General features: G+C 69.3%; 13 protein-coding genes. 11 read left to right on the top strand and 2 right to left on the bottom strand.

Features of this window, described 5'->3' with window-relative positions; genetic code table 11:
- The first annotated feature begins 374 nt into the window (after nucleotides 1-374).
- From AB4Z55_RS22890 to rlmB, 6 genes are all read left to right on the top strand, one after another.
- Nucleotides 375-1,331 carry an alpha/beta hydrolase gene (locus AB4Z55_RS22890; RefSeq protein ID WP_369521049.1) on the top strand — a complete coding sequence of 319 codons (957 nt, stop codon included), beginning with the start codon at nucleotides 375-377 and terminating at the stop codon, nucleotides 1,329-1,331.
- 85 nt (nucleotides 1,332-1,416) lie between these two features.
- Entirely contained in the window at nucleotides 1,417-2,925 is a 1,509-nt protein-coding gene (locus tag AB4Z55_RS22885; protein WP_369520608.1) for a condensation domain-containing protein, read from the top strand.
- Nucleotides 2,925-4,397, top strand: a complete 1,473-nt coding sequence (locus AB4Z55_RS22880; RefSeq protein WP_369520607.1) for an acyltransferase — start codon at nucleotides 2,925-2,927, stop codon at nucleotides 4,395-4,397. The genes AB4Z55_RS22885 and AB4Z55_RS22880 overlap by 1 nt, the downstream gene beginning before the upstream one ends.
- Nucleotides 4,394-5,740: a condensation protein gene (locus AB4Z55_RS22875; RefSeq protein ID WP_369520606.1), complete on the top strand. Its 1,347-nt coding sequence runs from the start codon at nucleotides 4,394-4,396 to the stop codon at nucleotides 5,738-5,740. The genes AB4Z55_RS22880 and AB4Z55_RS22875 overlap by 4 nt, the downstream gene beginning before the upstream one ends.
- Before the next feature lie 63 nt (nucleotides 5,741-5,803).
- Nucleotides 5,804-7,195, top strand: a complete 1,392-nt coding sequence (gene cysS, locus AB4Z55_RS22870) for a cysteine--tRNA ligase (protein ID WP_369520605.1) — start codon at nucleotides 5,804-5,806, stop codon at nucleotides 7,193-7,195.
- A complete protein-coding gene (gene rlmB, locus AB4Z55_RS22865; protein WP_004020893.1) occupies nucleotides 7,195-8,145 on the top strand; it encodes a 23S rRNA (guanosine(2251)-2'-O)-methyltransferase RlmB in 951 nt (316 codons plus the stop codon). Before cysS ends, rlmB begins: the two co-directional genes overlap by 1 nt.
- A gap of 16 nt (nucleotides 8,146-8,161) precedes the next feature.
- On the opposite strand, the gene AB4Z55_RS22860 is transcribed toward rlmB, so the two are convergent.
- Nucleotides 8,162-8,920 (bottom strand): LamB/YcsF family protein, encoded by a 759-nt coding sequence (locus AB4Z55_RS22860; protein ID WP_369520604.1) that lies wholly within the window; start codon nucleotides 8,918-8,920, stop codon nucleotides 8,162-8,164.
- Nucleotides 8,921-9,020: 100 nt separating this feature from the next.
- Between AB4Z55_RS22860 and AB4Z55_RS22855 the strand changes: the two genes are divergently transcribed.
- Complete coding sequence (locus tag AB4Z55_RS22855; protein WP_101820093.1) at nucleotides 9,021-10,568, top strand: carboxylesterase/lipase family protein; 1,548 nt, start codon at nucleotides 9,021-9,023, stop codon at nucleotides 10,566-10,568.
- Nucleotides 10,569-10,571: 3 nt separating this feature from the next.
- Here AB4Z55_RS22855 and AB4Z55_RS22850 read toward each other — a convergent pair whose 3' ends face one another.
- Entirely contained in the window at nucleotides 10,572-11,375 is an 804-nt protein-coding gene (locus AB4Z55_RS22850) for an alpha/beta fold hydrolase (RefSeq protein WP_101820094.1), read from the bottom strand.
- Nucleotides 11,376-11,620: 245 nt separating this feature from the next.
- Between AB4Z55_RS22850 and AB4Z55_RS22845 the strand changes: the two genes are divergently transcribed.
- Genes AB4Z55_RS22845 through AB4Z55_RS22830 form a run of 4 tightly spaced genes read left to right on the top strand, consistent with a single transcriptional unit; the run spans nucleotide 11,621 to nucleotide 18,412 of the window.
- Nucleotides 11,621-13,582: a hypothetical protein gene (locus AB4Z55_RS22845; protein ID WP_369520603.1), complete on the top strand. Its 1,962-nt coding sequence runs from the start codon at nucleotides 11,621-11,623 to the stop codon at nucleotides 13,580-13,582.
- A 5-nt stretch (nucleotides 13,583-13,587) separates the two neighbouring features.
- Nucleotides 13,588-15,195 (top strand): hypothetical protein, encoded by a 1,608-nt coding sequence (locus AB4Z55_RS22840; RefSeq protein ID WP_369520602.1) that lies wholly within the window; start codon nucleotides 13,588-13,590, stop codon nucleotides 15,193-15,195.
- Nucleotides 15,192-16,760: a glycosyltransferase gene (locus AB4Z55_RS22835; protein WP_369520601.1), complete on the top strand. Its 1,569-nt coding sequence runs from the start codon at nucleotides 15,192-15,194 to the stop codon at nucleotides 16,758-16,760. The genes AB4Z55_RS22840 and AB4Z55_RS22835 overlap by 4 nt, the downstream gene beginning before the upstream one ends.
- Nucleotides 16,757-18,412, top strand: a complete 1,656-nt coding sequence (locus AB4Z55_RS22830; RefSeq protein ID WP_369520600.1) for a glycosyltransferase family 39 protein — start codon at nucleotides 16,757-16,759, stop codon at nucleotides 18,410-18,412. The genes AB4Z55_RS22835 and AB4Z55_RS22830 overlap by 4 nt, the downstream gene beginning before the upstream one ends.
- The last annotated feature ends 3 nt before the right edge of the window (nucleotides 18,413-18,415 follow it).

Here is an 18,415-nt window from a genome sequence, read left to right as displayed (position 1 = left end):
GGTCGAGGTCGGTCCCGGCGTCCGGGCCATGCTAAGGTTAGCCAACCCTAGGCCAGGAGACGGGTGTCGACAGCGCCCCGGACGCCGCAGGCTTCTTACCACAGGTCGCACTGCGTCACTTGACTCGCGATCGTTGAGGAGCGGTTTGCTAGTACACGATTAGCTAGCCGAACTATCAATTCGGGTTCGATCCGGTTACTGTCGTGACCATCGTGAGACCCGCCGGGGTGCTGCCATGACGTCTGTCAGCCCCGAAAGCCTTGTCAGAAGATGACTTTCCCGCAGAACTCGGAGGACGCGACGACATGACGGGTATTTCCCGCCGAACATCTCATCGCCGCGGAACGCATCGCAGCCTCGTCGCTGTCGCAGCCATGACGGCGGTGCTCGGTGTCGCCGGTTCGCTCGCCGCCGCCCCGGCGACAGCGGCGCCGGAACGCCCCGTGATCGAGCGGTCCGTCCCCGACGGTCCCCACACGCATCTTCTCGACGTGTACTCCGCCGCGATGGACAAGACGATCAAGGTGCAGGTCGTGACGCCACGCGCCGAATCCGGGCCGCGTCCGTCGCTGTATCTGCTCGGCGGTCTCAACGAAGAGGACCCGAACAACAGCATCTGGACACTCAAGACCGACGTGGCCGGGTTCTACGCCGACAAGAACGTCAACGTCGTCATGCCCATCGCGGGTGACGGCAGCTTCTACACCGACTGGCAACGCGACGACCCGACGCTCGGGCGCTACAAGTGGGAGACATTTCTCACGCGGGAACTGCCGTCCCTGATCGACGAGCGCTTCGACGGCAACGGTGTCCGCGGGATCGCCGGTCTGTCCATGGGTGCCGGTGCCGCGCTTGTACTCGCGGTCCGCAACCCGGGCTTCTACGACGCGGTGGCGGCCTACAGCGGCTGCTTCACCACCACGGGTCCGGCCGGTCAGGCCTACCCCCGGGGGATCGTGGCAGCCTTCGGCGGCAACGCCGACAACATGTGGGGCCCGCCGGGCGATCCGGCCTGGGCCGAGCACGACGTCGTCGCCAAGGCGGCCAACCTGCGCGGGTCGACGGTCTACGTCTCCACCGGAACGGGCCGCGCCGGCCGGTACGACGCGCCGGGTTATCCGGGCAACGAGAATCCGACCGACCGCCAGGTCATCGGCGGTGCCATCGAAGTCGGCTCCCTCTGGTGCACGCAGCAGTTGGACGCCCGACTCGATCAGCTGAACGTTCCGGCGACCATCCGCTACGTCGACCCCGGCACGCATTCGTGGCCCTACTGGGTCGATCAGCAACGCGAGAGCTGGCCGACCCTCCGACGCGGACTGGGTCTGTGAAATCCCCGTACCGCACACACTCCTGAACACATCCGAACACCCGCGCCGATGGCGCTCGTAGACGACAGAAGGTAGGTGGACTGCAATGGAATACACCGAGCTGACCGACTATTCGATGCCCGGCGGCACCGTCACCGCCTGGGAGCCGCAGGTCGACGCCGAGGAATGGCAGACGGACTCACGCCAGCTGTCCTACATGCATCTCGAGCACGCCCGCCGGGCCGTCCGCGAGGGTTCGGAGTGGTACAGCCAGTGGATCGGCACGGCGTTCCGGATCGAACATCGGTTGGATCGGGAAGCACTGTCCCGCACGATCATCGCCTGGTATCGCCGCCATGAGGCATTCCGGACCTCGGTGCGCGTCCACGAGCCGGATCATCCGCAGGGCGACCTGACCCGCATCACCGTTGCCGCCGACGCGATCACCGTGCGCGAGCGGGATTTCGGGGCCGACCTGCCCGCCGGCGAGGTCTCCGACCTGGTCATCGACTACTTCAACCGCACGGTCACCCCGCTCAGCTGGCCGCACTGCATCGCCGTGACGGTGGAGCCGACCGGCGACGACAGCGGGTTCCTGCTGGTGTTCGCGGCCGACCACACCGTGATGGACGCGTACACGCAGGTGTTCGCCATCCGCGAGCTCACCGCGCTCTACGCCGCCGAGGTGACGGGTGAACCGCACGCGCTCAACGACTTCGGCAGCTACCTCGACTTCAGCGACGCCGAACGCAGGCTCGGCGAGCAGATCGACGCGAACAACGCCGCGGTCAGCCAGTGGCGCGACTTCTTCGACGACACCCCGACCGCGGTGCAACCCGAGCCGATCCCGCGTTTCCCGCGGTTCGAGGTCCCGTCCGACTCGCCGCGCACCATCGTCTCGGAGCGACTGCCGGAGAACGGGTTCCAGGCGACTCTGTCGCACTGGTTGCTCGATGCCGCGGACACCAAGCGATTCGACGCCGTCTGCAAGGGGGCCGGGTCGTCGATGACGGCCGGGATCTACACCGCGCTGTCGATGACCTCCGCCGCCCTGTCGGGTAGCGCCGATCTTCGCTTCATCGGGCCGGTGCACACCCGCAACGCCATCGAGTGGGGCGAAGCCGTCGGCTGGTTCGTCGGCATCATCCCGGTCGCGGTCCGGCCCGGCCGCCCGGCGAGGTTCACCGACGCCCTGACGACGGTGGCGGCCACCTCCGCGCAGTACAAGGCCGTGGGGGCGGCTCCGTTCGCGCCGGTGGCCGAACTGATCGGCGGCGACGTGACGCCGCCCGGTTTCGTCGTGTCGTACATCGATCTCCGGCACGCCGAGGGTGCGGCGGAGTGGACCCCGCGCCAGGCGCGGGTGCTGCGCAGCGCGACGCGCGACGCCGACGAGGTCTACTTCTGGATCAACCGGATCCCGACCGGCGTGAACGTGTCCGCACGATTCCCGGCCGACGAGAACGCCGGGGCCGTCGAGGTGTTCCTCTCCACGTTCCAGGCGATCCTGAAGAAGATCGTCGCCGACGGTGACTGCGAGTACACCTATCGAGCGGTCGAGTCCGTGCCCGCCGGCGTGCACACCGGAGGGTCGACGGCCGTTCTCGGAAGCTGATGACCGGCGCGCTGCGGCCCGGGTTCGCCACCCCCCGATTCGCCACGCCCCGGTTCGGTACCCCGGGCTCGGTGGTCGTGCCGCTTCGCGGGCGTCTCACCGGCGGTCGGACCGTCGAATGGGCACTGCGCGATGCCGGACGCGTGGGCCGAGCCGCGCAGCGCTGGGGTACCGGGGTGTCGTTCCTGCAGTCCGATCACGTGGCGACGATGGGCGACAAGCGGCGACGCGGTGAGATGCACACCGGATTCCTGCTCGCCGCACTGCGATTCGACGACCCGCTCGACGAGGGGGCGATGGCCGCGGCGCTCACCGAGTTCGTCCGTCGGCACGAGGAGCTCCGCGCCCACTACCGGCCGGGACCCGATGGCCCCGAGCGCTGGGTGAGCCCGCCGCGGGAGTTCGTGATCGAGGTCGCCGGCACCGAGCCCCTCCTGGTCGACGACGCCGACGTCGGGTCGTGGGTGGGTCGTCGAGCATCGGAATGTGCTCGCGCGGAACTGGTTCCGGGTTCGTGGTGGGCGGCGACGGTCGACGACGCCGGGTTCACCTTCTTCGCCGCCACGGATCACGCGCACGGCGACGGATATTCGTCGGTGCTCGCGCTGACCGAGATCACCGCCCTGTACCGGGCGCACCGGGACGGTGCGGGGGCTGATCTGCCTGTACCGGGCGCATTCGGACCTGCGATCCTCGCCGAACGGTCGGCTGCGGCCGCCCTCGCCGCCGACGACGACCGAGTGGCCGTGTGGCGGGAGCCCTTGGCGGACAACGACGGTCGCGCACCGCTGTGCCCTCTCGACCTCGGTCTCGCCGATGACGCCGCCCCGGTTCCCGCGGTCGCGGTGGAACAGTGGCTGCTCGACCCCGATGCGCTGGCGCGCTGCGACGCCCGACTGGCGGCCACCGGTGGCGGGTTCGCCGGCCTTCTCTACGCGGCGTTGGCCGTGCGGCATCGCGAGATCACCGGGGAGTCACGCTTCTTCGTCTCCACGGTGCTGGCCACCCGCGACGCCGGGAGCGCGTGGACCCAGGGCTGGTTGTGCAATTTCGCACCGATCGTGGTCGACCTCCCCGCCGGCGACCGAGCGACGTTCGACGATGTCGTGCGCACGGCCGGGAACAGCGTTCGCGCCGCTCGGAACGCGAGTTCGGCACCCGCGCACGGGGTCCTGGCGATCCTCGCCGCCGAGGGCGTCTTCCGGGGCCTCGACGGCAGCCCGTACATGGTGTCCTACACCGATCTGGCCCGGTTGCCGATCGGCGACGACCCGGCACTGGCGACGATGCAGACCTCGAGCGGCGTCGGCCCCACCCGGAATGCCAACCTCTGGTTCACACGGACTCCGGCGGGTCTCGTCGTCCGGTGCCATCTCCCCGACAACGAGGTCGCGCGCGCATCGGTCGTCGAACACCTCGCACGTGTCGGCGCCATCCTGAACGACTACGCGAGCGAGGAGACCGTGCGGTGAAGCTCTCGAGTTCGGAGACATGGGAGGTCGAACCGGGGGAACTGGTTCGCTGGCTTCCGGTACCGGCGGGATCCGCGGCGCCGGCGAATGTGCCCGTGTCGGAGAACGAACGGTTCCATCTGGACTCGATCGCGCAGGGGCAGCCCGGCTGGATCGCGCTCACGCTCGACTTCCCCGAGCGGATCGACCTGGGCCGTCTGGGCGCGGTCGTGTCGACGGTCATCGCCCGCCATGACGTCCTGCGCTGCCACTACACCGCGACCGACGCCGGTTATCAGCGACTGAGCCATGGCGGCGTCGACATGACGGAGGGCTCGCACGAGGCGGATGCCGGACTCGGACCCGCGACGTTCGCGGCCGCGCTGGCCGAGCGGATCACGGCGACCTGCAACCCGTTCGAGCCGATGCCGCACTTTCTGGCCGCCGTCCGGAGGTCGTCGAGCACGACACTCGTGTGCGGCTTCGACCATTGCTATGTCGACGCGCGGTCGATGGCACTGCTGTCCTCGGAGATCTGCGAACTGCTCGCCGGAGCGGCGCCGGCGCCCGCGGAGTCCGGCCTGGACGCGCTGCGTCGGGTGGCCGGGCACGAGGCGGCGGTGACCCCCGACGACGCCCGACTGGGGGAGTGGGAACAGTTCCTCGCCGCGACCGACTGGCAGGTCCCGGAGTTCCCCGTCGACCTCGGTGTACCGGCGGGTGCCGCCGCCGAGATGCGCACGATGGTGACGACCCTGCTGCCCGGTGACTCGGCCCGGGCGTTCAGTTCCGAGGTCCATCGGCACGGCGGGCGGACGTACCCCGCGATCCTCACGTGCGCGGCCAAGGCGGTGAAGTCGATCGGCGGACCCGCCGAGGTGGCAACCGTGGTGCCCACCGGCACCGGCGCCGGACCCGGGTGTGTCGGTTGGTCGGTCGGCAACGCCCCGCTGCTGATCACCGCCGGCGACGATCTGCTCGAAGCCCTGCCCGTCAACACCGCACGGCTTGCCGCGGCCCTGCCGCTGGCGGAGATCGGCCTGACGCCGGTCTACGCCGCCTTCGGTCATCGGCTCCGCCACCGTCGCAGCGACGTGTTCATGATGTCCTACGTCGACTACACGCGGCTTCCCGGTCCGCATCCCGGGGTCCGGGCCGAACAGGTCTCCAGCTCCAAGCCGACCGACACCGCGCAGTGGTGGTTCTGGCGGGATTCCGACGGTATCCACGTCCGGGTGCGGTATCCGCACACCGAGCGTGCGGTGGCCGTTCTGGGCACGATCCTCGACGAGATGCGCTCGCTGGTCGCCGCGGTCGTCGCGCGGACGGCCGAGCCGGTCGCCGCCTCCGGCGAACGTGCATGAGGTGTACGCACCTGCGGCTCGGGCCGTCGGTGGCCAGGTCAGGGTCCGGTAGGATTGCCGGTCGTGACCCTGCGCCTGTATGACACCGATTCCCGAGAGGTGCGCGACTTCGTGCCGCTGCACCCAGGCCAGGCGTCGGTGTACCTGTGCGGGGCGACGGTGCAGGGTGTGCCGCACATCGGTCACGTGCGCAGCGGCATCGCCTTCGACATCCTCCGACGCTGGCTGACCCACAAGGGGCTCGACGTCCTGTTCGTCCGCAACGTCACCGACATCGACGACAAGATCCTCCGCAAGGCCGCGGACGCCGGCCGGCCCTGGTGGGAGTGGGCCGCGACGCACGAGCGCGCCTTCGACGACGCCTACCGCGCGCTGGGAGTGCTGGCCCCGTCGGCGGAACCCCGCGCGACCGGCTTCGTCACCCAGATGGTCGAGTACATGGAACGGCTCATCGAGCGTGGGCACGCCTACGTCGCCGACGGCAACGTGTATTTCGACGTCCAGAGCCTGCCGGACTACGGCTCGCTGTCCGGGCACCGGCTCGACGACGTGCACCAGGGCGAGAGCGCGGGAACCGGCAAGCGTGACCCCCGCGACTTCACCCTGTGGAAGGCGGCCAAGCCCGACGAGCCGTCCTGGCCGACACCGTGGGGACCCGGCCGGCCCGGCTGGCACCTCGAGTGCTCGGCGATGGCCACCTCACTTCTCGGTGCGGAGTTCGACATCCACTGCGGGGGAATGGATCTCATCTTCCCGCATCACGAGAACGAGATCGCGCAGGCGCATGGTGCGGGAGATCCGTTCGCGCGCTACTGGTTACACAACGGCTGGGTGACCATGGGCGGCGAGAAGATGAGCAAGTCGCTGGGCAACGTGGTGTCGATCCCCGCGATGCTGCAGCGTGTCCGGGCCGTCGAACTGCGGTACTACCTCGGCAGCGCGCACTACCGCTCGATGCTGGAGTACTCGCCGGGTGCGCTCACCGAGGCGGCCGCCGGTTACCGACGCGTCGAATCGTTCGTGGAACGGGTGGGCGCGCGTGCGGGCGAGGTGGTCGTCGGGGACGTCGATCCCGAGTTCGCCGCCGCACTCGACGACGATCTGGGCGTCCCGGCAGCACTCGCGGTCGTGCACAACGTGGTTCGGCAGGGCAACACCGCGCTCGAGTCCGGCGACGGCGCCGGCGCGCTCGCGGCGGCCTCCGCGGTGCGCGCGATGATGGGCATCCTGGGCGTCGACCCCCTCGACGATCGGTGGACGGGGGTAGCCGACGAGTCGGCGGCCACCTCGGCGCTCGACGTCCTGGTGCGTGCGGAATTACAGCGGCGGGCAGACGCGCGCGCCGCCAAGGACTGGGCGACCGCGGATGCGGTGCGGGATCGACTGGCCGAGGCCGGCATCGAGGTCACCGACACCCCCGACGGTGCGCAATGGGCTCTGAAGGGTGAGGCGTGATGGCAGGCAATTCCAAGCGTAAGGGCGCGATCCGCAAGGACGGCACCAAGAAGGGGCAGACCGTCGGTTCGGGCGGCCAGCGCCGCCGCGGACTCGAGGCTCGCGGTGCGACGCCGAAAGCCGTTGACCGGCCGTATCATCCGGCCCACAAGCGGGCGAAGGCGGCGTCGAAGTCGGCGGCCGGCCGCAGTGGGGCACGGGCGCGGGACGAGGGCCCGGAGTACGTCCTGGGTCGCAATCCGGTCGTGGAGTGCCTCCGGGCGGGTGTGCCGGCCACCGCGCTGTACATCGCCACCAACTCCGAACCCGACGAGCGGGTCGCCGAGGCGGTCAAGATCGCCGGCGACTCGGCGATCTCCATCCTCGAGGTCGGCAAGCCCGAACTGGACCGCCTGTCCACCAACGGGATGCACCAGGGGATCGCCCTGCAGGTGCCGGAGTACCAGTACACCCATCCCGACGACCTGATGGCCGAGGCCAAGGCGAGCGGCACGCCGCCGCTGCTGGTCGCCCTCGACAACATCACCGACCCGCGCAACCTGGGCGCGGTCATCCGGTCGGTCGCGGCCTTCGGCGGACACGGCGTGGTGATCCCGGCGCGTCGCAGCGCGAGCGTGACGGCCGTCGCGTGGCGGACCAGCGCCGGTGCCGCGGCACGTCTACCCGTCGCCCGCGCCACCAACCTGACACGGACGCTGAAGGACTGGGCCGACGCCGGTGCGCAGCTCGTCGGCCTCGACGCGGACGGCGACGTCACGCTCGACGACTACGACGGCAGTGGCCCCACCGTGATCGTGGTGGGGTCGGAGGGCAAGGGGTTGTCCCGCCTCGTCCGGGAGAGCTGCGACTCGATCCTGTCCATCCCGATGGCCGGTGACGTCGAGAGTCTGAACGCCTCGGTCGCCGCGGGTGTGGTTCTCGCCGAGTTCGCGCGCCAGCGACGCCGGTAGCAGCGCCCCCGGCCGGTCAGGCCGGCGTGATGCCGATCTCGATCCCGGCCGCGGTGAGGGCGGCGCGCACCGCCTGTGCGTGTTCGACAGCGCCCGGGGTGTCGCCGTGCAGACAGACCGACGCGGCGTCCACGTCGATCAGCGTGCCGTCGATCGCGCCGATCCGGCCGGTCGTGACGAGTTTGACGACCCGGCGCGCGATCTCGTCGCTGTCGGAGAGCACGGCACCCCGGGTTCCGCGTGGCACGAGGGTGCCCTCCGGGGTGTAGGCGCGGTCGGCGAACGCCTCGGTGATCGTGTCGAGGCCGGCACGTCGGGCCCGTGCGAGCACCTCCGATCCGGGTAGTCCCATGACGGCCAGTCGGGCGTCGACGCCGGCGACCGCCGTGACCACGGCATCGGCCTGCTGCGCGTGGTGGACGACCGTGTTGTACAGCGCGCCGTGCGGTTTCACATAGGTCACGGCGCCTCCCACCGAGCGGGCGAGCGCGTCGAGCGCACCGATCTGGTAGACGAGATCGGCGATGAGATCGGAGGTCGTCATCTCCATGAACCGCCGCCCGAAGCCGCTGCGGTCGGGGTAGGACACCTGGGCGCCGATCCGGACCCCCGCGGCGACCGCGGCCCGGCAGGTGGCGAGCAGGTCGGCCGGGGTGCCGGCGTGGAAGCCGCACGCCACGTTGGCGCTGGTGACGATGCCTAGCATCGCCGCGTCGTCGCCGACGCCCTCGCCGAGGTCGGCATTCAGGTCGATGCGCGCCGCGGCGGAACTCATGAGGGCATTTTAGGGGGTGCGTCGGCGGCCCGGGCCGGCCCGCCGACGGGTGTCCACGCGACCCGGTGGACGGAGTCCCCGTTTCGTCTACGGTGGGGGTATGGCATTACTCGACAGTAAGGTGACCACCCGCAACGGCGTGGTCGAGGGCGCCCGGGGGAAACGGCTGCGCAAGGGGACCATCAGCTGGCGAGGCATCCCGTTCGCAGCACCGCCGGTGGCTCACCGCCGGTTCCGTGCACCGGAGCCCGCACACGACTGGCCCGGTGTCCGCGACTGCACCAAGGTGGCCAAGGCGGCCATCCAGGAGAAGCGGTTCACCGCCATCGCGCCGGGCAGGTTCGCGCCGATGGCCGAGGACTGCCTGACGTTGAACATCTACTCGCCCGAGACCGCGTCGTCGACGCCGCGGCCCGTGATGGTGTTCATCCACGGCGGCGCATTCATCCTGGGCACGGCGGCCACCCCGCTCTACGACGGCGCCTTCCTCGCCCGTTCCCAGGACGTCGTCGTGGTGACGATCCAGTACCGATTCGGTCCGTTCGGCTTCCTCGATCTCGCCCAGTTCGCCACCGACGACCGACCGTTCGACTCCAACGTCGGCCTCCGCGACCAGATCGCGGCACTGCAGTGGGTCCAGGACAACATCGAGGCCTTCGGCGGCGACGCCGGGAACGTCACCATCTTCGGCGAGAGCGCCGGAGGAACGTCGGTGCTGTCCCTGCTGTCGGCACCCTCGACGACCGGGCTGTACCACCACGCGATCGCGCAGAGCCCCGCTCCGGAGCTGATCGTCGAACAGGACGCCGCGACGATCTACGCGGACGAATTCGTCCGCCTGTTGCGCGACCCGGAACGACGTGCGACCTCGCTCGAGCGCGATGAACCGCCGGTCGACACCGTCCACGCGCAACGCCTGCTCACCTCGCCCAATCCGGCGTTGCTGCTGGCGGCGGGAAATCGGCTGATGCGATTCGCCGCCAAGACCGCCGGCGGTGCGATCCCGTTCGCGCCCGTGGTCGACGGTGATCTGCTGCCACGGTCGCCGCTGGCCGCCGCCGCGTCCGGGCTGACCCAGCCGGTACCGCTCGTGATCGGCAGCAACCGCGACGAGGGCAAGCTGTTCGCCAAACTGTGGAACGTCCTGCCCGACGCCGAACGCACGCTGATGCGGGTGGAAGACGACGAGGTTCGGCGCGAGATCGCCTCGCACTACGAGGACGGTGACCGCGACCGCATCCGGCTGGCCGGCGACTCGATCTTCTGGGCGCCGATGAGCGCCTTCGCCGACGGACACAGCACGGTGGCCCCGACCTACGTGTACCGCTACGACTATCAGACGAAGGTGCTGGAGGCCACGGGCTTCGGCGCCACGCACGCCACCGAGCTGTTCAGCGTCTTCGGCGCCTACCGGGCGCCGATGGGGGCGGGTCTGGCCCTCGCGGACTGGCCCGCCACCGGGCGGGTCACGAAGAACGTCCAGACGCGGTGGGGCGGATTCGCCCGCACCGGCGATCCGGGGTTCGGCTGGCCCGCCTACACCACGACCGACCGCAAGGTCCTCGTCCTCGACGACCCCGACCACGTCGAGGCCGACCCGGACACCCTGCGCCGCCAGGCGTGGTACCGCGTGCACTCGCCGGCCTGAGGGTCACCCGAACTCCCACACCGACGGCGGGTCGGCGGCGAGGAACGACAGGACGAGCGGGTTGAACAACTCGGGCGACTCCACCGGCAGGATGTGGGTGCCCGGGATGACCGCCAGCCGTCCGCGCGGCAACGTCCGGGCGAGTTCCAGCGCGTGTTCGAGGCGGACGAGACCGCGGTCGGCGACCACCACGAGCGTGGGCACCTCGACCCCCGCAAACCCGGCGACGTCACATTCCGGTTCTGTCGTCAGCATCCGGGCCGCCTTGTCGAAGACCGTGTCGAAGTGCTCGGGGCCGTCGGGTGAGGTGGTGTCGTAGTAGATCCGCAGGTAGTCCATAGTGACCGGATCGCGCCGCGTGACCTGGTCGATGAAGGCGTCGGCGGTCCGGCCTGCGGCGTTGAGGTAGCCACCGACGACGACCAGCCGCGCGACCAGGTCCGGCCGCTCGCGGGCGACGAGCAACGCGACCGCGGCGCCGTCGGCCCATCCCACCAGATGGGCCGGTCGGCCCACGACACTCTCGAGATAGACGATCGTGCGTTCGACGATCCGCTCGATGCTGAAGTCGCCCGGGAGGTCGGGGCTGTGACCGTGACCGGACCGTTCGGGCACGAACAACTGTCGGCCGGCGTCGAGGAACGCGGGGATCTGGGTTCCCCACGAGGACGCCGAGGCGAACAGACCGTGGAGCAGCACCGTCGGCGGGCCGTACGCCTCGCCCGCCGTGAAGTGCCAGATGGTCGCGTCGGCGATGTCGACGTAGACGCCGCCGTCGACGTGTTCGCCGGCGTGAACCTGTCGCATCGCGCTCCCTCGAGTTCGCCGGACACCTCGACCTGCAGGACATGGTCCCAGAGTCGGGTGGCGGTTCGTGGCGTCGTTCCCGAATCGACATGGCATCGATCCACCGGATGCACCCACCGGCCCGAGCGCGCGACGTGGGGATCGGGAGCGCGGTCGCGCGAAAATATGTGCCACCACGTTCGGTGCGATAGGTTTCTACGGGGTGGTACTGGGTCGGGCAACGGGGGTCACTCGGAGGGTGACATATGCACGTGTCCTGGAGATTCCGCGCGCGCGGGCACGCGGCGCGACGTCGCGGGCCGGCGGTACTGCTGGCCGGCCTGTTGCTGGCCGGTGTCGCATCGGTGGGGGCGTGGACGGCCCCGCAGGCCGATGCGGCGCCCGGTGATCCGCCTGCGCCGCTGAGCCTCCGGGATCTCGGCTCGTCGTCGACCATCGCGTTCCCCGGTCAGCAGGGCGAGGTGAGCCTGTCGCTGGCCGTCCCGCCGAATCTGACGCCGACCGAGTTGCGTGGTGTCACGCAGTATCCCGCGTTCGTCACCGGTGGGAACATCGACGTGCTGCAGGACGACCGGTTGATCTCCCGAACGCCGATCAATCCGACTGTGAACTCGCCGATCTCGCTGCCGTTGCGCGGAGTGCGCGTGGAGCGCAACGCCGCTGACATCGTGCTACGGACCTATCTGCGCACCGCGGGCTCATGCCTGTTCGATCCCGACTCGGGCCTGCGCATCCAGAACGCCACGGTCACCTACGGCGGCCGGGAAGCCGAGCCGAACAGCGTCGCCGAGTTCCTGCCGCCGGTCCTGCGCAAGCTGACCATCTTCGTGCCCGCCGACGTCCGGCCCGCCGAGGGCGCGGCCGCGGTCTCGCTCGCCACCGCGGTGGTCGCGAATTACGGTGCGGCGACGGTGGAGATCGAGACCGGTTCGCTGCCCCGCGGTGTCGCCGCACCCACCGAGGAGATCGAGCCGCTCGAACGACAGGTGGTCATCAACTCGGATCTCCCCGACGGCCTGAGCCTCGGCCCGGGTGCCGGCTGGCCGGTGTTGCGTATCGGCGGCAACGAGGACGAACTCGCCACCCAGGTCGACTTCCTCACCTCCGATCTGTCGTCGATCGCCGTCAGCTCCGCGGCGGTCGCCGGACCGCCCTTTGCCGCACCGCAACTCGCGCCCGAGGTCACCACACTGGCCGAACTGGGCGTCGGAGACCAGCGCGTCTCCGCGACGGGCTGGCCGACCATCTCGTTCGGGATCGACCAGACCCGCCTGGGACGGCCGTCCAAGAACATCCGGATGCAGTTGAAGGGCACCTACACCCCGATGGGTGGTCAGATCGCGGTGTCGATCGGTGACCGGGTGATCGCGTCCTGGCCCGCGGATGCCTCCGGCAGCTATGACGCATGGGTCGACGTACCCGCCGACCTGCTGACGCGGTACACCGAGGTCACCGTCACCTACAACCACGGCGACGTCGGCGAACAATGCGGAACGGGAGTGCGTAGCTCGCTGAGCCTGGATTCCTCCGGCGAGGTGCGATCCGAGGTCGCCGACCCGCCGACGCCGTCCGGGTTCGCGTCGCTGCCGCAGGCCCTGATGCCGCGCAACTCGCTGGCCTGGACGACCGGTGACGTCGATGACGTGGCCCGCGCCGTGGCGCTCATGTCCGGCCTGCAGCGACTGTCGGCGGTGCGCCTCGGCGTCGACGTGGTGCCGCTCGACGACGCGATGTCCTCGTCCGCGCCGGCTGTCGTCATCGCGGCCGACGGCGAGGGACTGCCCGACCTCTCGCTCCCGGTGACCGCCGACGGCGGCACGGTCTCGGTGCTCAATCCCGACGGTCAGCGCGCCGAGGTCCTGCTCTCGCCGACCGTGCGTTTCGGCTCACTGCAGGTGGCGCGCGACGCCGGACGTACCGTCCTCGTCGCGACCTCCACCCGGGACGCCGCCGACCTCGATGCCCTGCTCGACTGGCTGGCCGCCGACCCCGATCGCTGGCCGTCACTGAACGGGGACGCCCTCCTGCAGGTGTCCGGTCAGGAACCGGTCCTGGTGGTCGACGACAACGCGCAGGACTCGGAATCATCGGCAGGCGGCACGACGTGGGTGGCGTTCGCCGTGGTCGGGGTGGGCATCGTGGTGGTGGCCGCCGTCGCCGCGACGCTGGTCCTGCGCCGCCGCCGGCACCGGACCGCCGAGGGCTGATCGCCGTGCCCGAGGCGTCTGCGACGACCACGGCCCAGCCCCCGGACGCGGTCCCGGCCGCGGGACCGGGTGCGTCGGCGAGGGCGGTCGACGCGATCGTCGGAGTCCTCACCCGACGCAAACCGGAGACGCCGAATCAGGTGTTCGTCGACCACCCGGAGTATCTGGTCGCTGCCAGATGGCTGTTCCTGATCGGGTGCACGGTACTCGGATTCTGGAACACCATCATCGCGGTCGTCGACGAACTGATGGCGCAGACGCTGATCCTCTACGTCCCGGTGCTGATCGTCCTGTCCCTCGTGGCCGTCATCGGCGTGTCGTGGCGCGACGTCGACGAACTGCCGATCTACGACCGGCAGACCGACGTCATCGTGGGCATCGTGGTGCTGATCCTGGCGCTGGCGATGAAGTACCTGGTCAATCCGCGCTATGCGCGCGCGTACCTCACGACCCACATGGACCTGCTGGCCCTGTGGCTGTTCGTCCTCGGCGCCGCGATCATGCTGTTCGGACTGCGGCCGGTGGGACGCTACCGGTGGGCGTGGCTGCTGCTCCTGCTCATCTTTCCGCCCCCGGTCCGCGCGGTGGTGCTGCTGCTGGGCGGCACGTCGCTCGCCGCCGGTTTCGTCGTGGTCCTGATGGCGGTGGCCGCCACCGCCATCGCCGTGGGCCGGACATGGCAGCGCAAACTACTGGCTGCGCTGCTGGCCGGCGCCGTCGGCCTGGTCGCGCTGTTCCTGTTCGACGCGCTCGGCGCGCCCCGCAGCGTCGTGGTGCCGTTTCCCGCGCTGATCGCGGCGTTCGCGACGTCGGTGTTCATGCTCGTCGACTATCGGCGCCGCGGCGGGCAGAAGTGGTCTCCACCGGTGGCCGGGCAGATCACCCCACCCAAGGTCGCGTTCGTGGGTCGTCCCGGCCTGGTGGTGCTGCTCGCGGCGATCCTGTTGGCCCTCAACCCGGTTCCGCCGGTCGGGAGCAACTACCAGAGCAACCGGTATGCGCAGCTGGGCATCGGATCTCCGCTCGTGGTCCCGGCGGGGTGGCGCCAGGAGTCCTTCGGCGTCTACGGCTGGGTGTCGCGACTGTACGGCCCGGGCTCTGTGCTGATCCGGCAGGTCCTGGTGCAGACCCGCGGCGACCGGGCGTACGACAAGTTCGCCCGCCCCCGACGTGTCGTCGTCGACAGCGTCGACAGTCGGCGACCACTGGTTCTCGACGTCTACCAGGACATCTTCCGATACGACCTCTCCGAGGATCGGACCAGCATCCCGATCGAGGTGGAGCTGTCCAACGGGGTGCGCGGGAGGCTGTGGAGCATCGTCGACGACAAGCGCTATCTGACGTACACGGTGGTGTCGTGGCGGTGGAACAACGGCAACCGAACGCAGCAGATCATGTTGTGGGCGGTCGACAACCACGAACCGGAAGCCTATTTCCCGGAGCCGCGCATCACGATCCTGGCAAACATGAACTCGCTGATGACCATCTTGCTGCGCGGCGACTCGGTGCTGCTGGACACCGACCCTCAGCTGAAGGACCGGGCGCTGCTCGTCGGACTCGGCGGCGCGCTCATCCGGGCCCAACTCGGCGCCGGCCAGGGGGGCGCCTCGTGACCATCGAGGAGGCGGGTTCACGCGATGCCGACGCCGACGCACCGGGAGTCGCACGCAGTACGCGACCGACGCGGCCGGTGCCCGAGCTGCTCGCCGACCCGGTCTATCGCGCTCAGGCCCTCGAAGACGCCGTCAACCGGTTGCGCAACGCCGACGAGGACATGTCTGCGTCGGTGGCCTTCAGCCGGATTCAGAAGATCATCGGATTCACACTGCTCGGCATCATCGCGGTTGCGATGGTGCTCGAGCCGGTCGGGACGTGCGCGACCCTCGTGTCGATCGCGACCGTCGGATACGTGGTCACCCTCGCCGACCGCCTGGTGATCTTCCGGCGCGGACTGGTCAACGGCGCCATCCGGGTCTCCGACGACGAAGCCCGTTCCATCCCCGACGACGAGCTGCCCGCCTACACCGTCTTCGTCCCGGCCTACGGCGAACCCGAGGTGGTCGGCCAGCTGGTGGCCGCGATGGAGACGATCGAGTATCCGCGGGACAAGTTGCAGGTCCTGTTGCTCCTCGAGGAGGACGACGAGCCGACGATCGAAGCGGCACGCGGGGTGGAGGACAACGGGATCGTCACCGTCGTCCTGACACCACCTGCCCAACCCCGGACGAAGCCGAAGGCCTGCAACTACGGCATGCACTTCGCAACCGGCGACATCGTCACCATCTTCGACGCCGAGGACAAACCGGACCCACTGCAGCTGCGCCGGGCGGTCTACGTACTCAACAACTCCGGTGACGACTCGGTGGTCTGCGTCCAGGGAAAGCTGAGCTTCCACAACGTGCGCGACAACATGCTGACCGAGTGGTTCACCGCCGACTACGGGATCTGGTTCGGCTTCCTGTTGCCGGGCATGATGGTCAGCCGGGCGCCGATCCCCTTGGGCGGCACGTCCAATCACTTCCGGCGGGATGTCCTCGACACGATCGGCGCCTGGGATCCGTACAACGTGACCGAGGACGCCGATCTCGGTGTCCGCATCGCCGACCACGGCTACCGCACCCTCGTGCTCGACTCGGTCACGATGGAGGAGGCGAATGTCGACGCCATCAACTGGATTCGTCAGCGCTCCCGTTGGTACAAGGGCTACATGCAGACGTGGCTCGTCCACATGCGTCATCCGGTCAAGCTGTGGCACATCCTCGGACCCGTCGCCTTCGTGCGGTTCACCCTGCTGATCGCCGGCACACCCGTCATCGCCTGTCTCAACATGGTGTTCTGGCTCATCCTGGCGCTGTGGATCGGCGGGCAACCGCCGGTCGTCGCCGAGCTGTTCCCCGGGCCGATCTACTATCTGGCGCTCATCTCGATGCTCCTGGGCAACGGGGCGGCGATCTACATGAACCTCATCGCGATCCGGGAGGACGACCGGAGCGAACTCCTGCTCTCGGCGCTGCTCATCCCGGCGTACTGGGTGATGATGAGCGTCGCCGCCATCAAGGGTATGTGGCAGATCCTGGTGAATCCGTCATACTGGGAGAAGACCTTTCACGGTCTGTCGACCAGCAGCGCGGCGGAGCCGACGGACGATGACCCCCAGAAGACCGGAGAGGCCACGTGACCCGCCGCGTCCCGCCCGGGGTGCTCATCTTCATCGCGACGTGGATTCCGTACCTCGTGATCGGGGTCTACCTCGCCAGCGAGGTACAGCTGTTCTTCGGCGACGCGCTGTCGCGCGTCCAGTCGGCGCAGAGCGTGTTGTTCAGCCGGACACCGCATCTCGCCGCGATCGGTTTCATCTTCACCCCGCTCACCGCGATCGTCCAGCTGCCGCTGACCGCGCTGACCCCGTGGATCCCCGAGATGACGACGCAGGCGCTCTCGGCGGTGATCATGTCCTCGGCTTTCATGGCGGGCTCGGTGGTCCAGGTGTCGGGGATCGCGCGTGATGCAGGCCTGAGACCCCTTGTCGCAGGCACGTTCACGGTGTTCTACGCCATCAACCCGATGATCGTCCTCTACGCCGCCAACGGGATGAGCGAGGCGCCCTACCTGTTCTTCCTGGCCTGGGCGACACGTCGCCTGATCCGGTGGGTGTCCTCCGACGACGTCCACGAACTCGTCGTCGCCGGTATCGCACTCGGGCTGTCCTACCTCACCCGCTACGACGGCGGTGCCGCCGCACTGGCCGCGGCCTTCGTCGTCGGCTGGGTGACCTATCGGCGGCACGACCACCGAAAACGGGTGCCGCGCACGCTGCTCGACATCACGTTGGTCGTGGCGCCGAGCGCGCTCGCCTTCCTGGCCTGGGCCGCGGCGGGCTGGCTCATCACCGGGAATGCCTTCGCGCAGTTCACCTCCGAGTACGGCAACGCCGCCATCATCGCCCAGTCCGGTGGTAGCGGGTCGTCGACGGCCGGGGACGCGCTCAGGTTCTCCCTCACCGAACTCTTCATCCTCGCACCACTGCTTCCGATACTCATTCTCGGAGTCATCGGAGTCCGTGCCCGACGTCGTCGGCTTGCGGCGATGTTGCCCGCGCTGCTGATCGTGGCAGTTCTGGCGTTTCAGGTTTTTGGTTACTCACGCGGCTCGACGTTCGGCTTCCTTCGGTTCTACATGACCGTGGTCCTGCTCGCCGCGGTCATCGCCCTCTTGGCTGTGCCCCTGCGGAAGCAGGTTCCGATGCGTCGCGAGGGCGGGCATTCTGACATTCTGCCGGCACGCCCCTATGCCTCGCGTTGGAGCAACAAGATCGCCGCGACGATCGTGATCGTGGTGGTGGCCACCGCGATCCCGGTCACCGCCATCGGGATGACCTCGCCGAAGTACGCGCCGCAGGAGTTCGCTCTCGGCTCGGTGGTCGACCCGCAGCCGGAGTCGGTGGACCAGAAGTACCTCGACGAACAGCGGATCGTGCGGTCCTTCTCCACCGAGCGTGCACTGGCGCAGTATCTCGACGATCTGGATCTGCCGGACGGCGCCGTCCTGTGCGACACCGTGTACGGCTTCGCGGTGGTGGTCCAGTCCACCCGGCCGCGCCAGTTCGTCATCCCGTCGGACAGTGACTTCACCCAGTTGCTCAACGACCCGGTCGGCGGCGGAGTGCGCTACCTTCTGACCGTTCCCCGGGAGGGGCGAGGTCTCGCCGACGCCATCAACGAGCGCTATCCGACCGTCTACGAGAACGGTGCCCAGATCGCCGTGCTCGAACTCGAGGCCCGCAATCAGGGTGCGGACCTGCCGGACTGGCGCCTGTACCGGCTCGTGTGACGC

Origin of the sequence: Gordonia sp. ABKF26 (genome assembly GCF_041103195.1) — a bacterium.
GTDB classification, from domain to species: domain Bacteria; phylum Actinomycetota; class Actinomycetes; order Mycobacteriales; family Mycobacteriaceae; genus Gordonia; species Gordonia terrae.
The sequence above is the reverse complement of the archived record's forward strand: the minus strand, read 5'-3'. Positions and strand labels throughout refer to the sequence as shown.

Excerpts from the sequence above, each read along its gene's own strand:
- AB4Z55_RS22890 (WP_369521049.1), top strand. The coding sequence starts at position 375 with ATGACGGCGGTGCTCGGTGTCGCCGGTTCGCTCGCCGCCGCCCCGGCG.
- AB4Z55_RS22885 (WP_369520608.1), top strand. The coding sequence starts at position 1,417 with ATGGAATACACCGAGCTGACCGACTATTCGATGCCCGGCGGCACCGTC.
- AB4Z55_RS22880 (WP_369520607.1), top strand. The coding sequence starts at position 2,925 with ATGACCGGCGCGCTGCGGCCCGGGTTCGCCACCCCCCGATTCGCCACG.
- rlmB (WP_004020893.1), top strand. The coding sequence starts at position 7,195 with ATGGCAGGCAATTCCAAGCGTAAGGGCGCGATCCGCAAGGACGGCACC.
- AB4Z55_RS22860 (WP_369520604.1), bottom strand. The coding sequence starts at position 8,920 with ATGAGTTCCGCCGCGGCGCGCATCGACCTGAATGCCGACCTCGGCGAG.
- AB4Z55_RS22855 (WP_101820093.1), top strand. The coding sequence starts at position 9,021 with ATGGCATTACTCGACAGTAAGGTGACCACCCGCAACGGCGTGGTCGAG.
- AB4Z55_RS22850 (WP_101820094.1), bottom strand. The coding sequence starts at position 11,375 with ATGCGACAGGTTCACGCCGGCGAACACGTCGACGGCGGCGTCTACGTC.
- AB4Z55_RS22845 (WP_369520603.1), top strand. The coding sequence starts at position 11,621 with ATGCACGTGTCCTGGAGATTCCGCGCGCGCGGGCACGCGGCGCGACGT.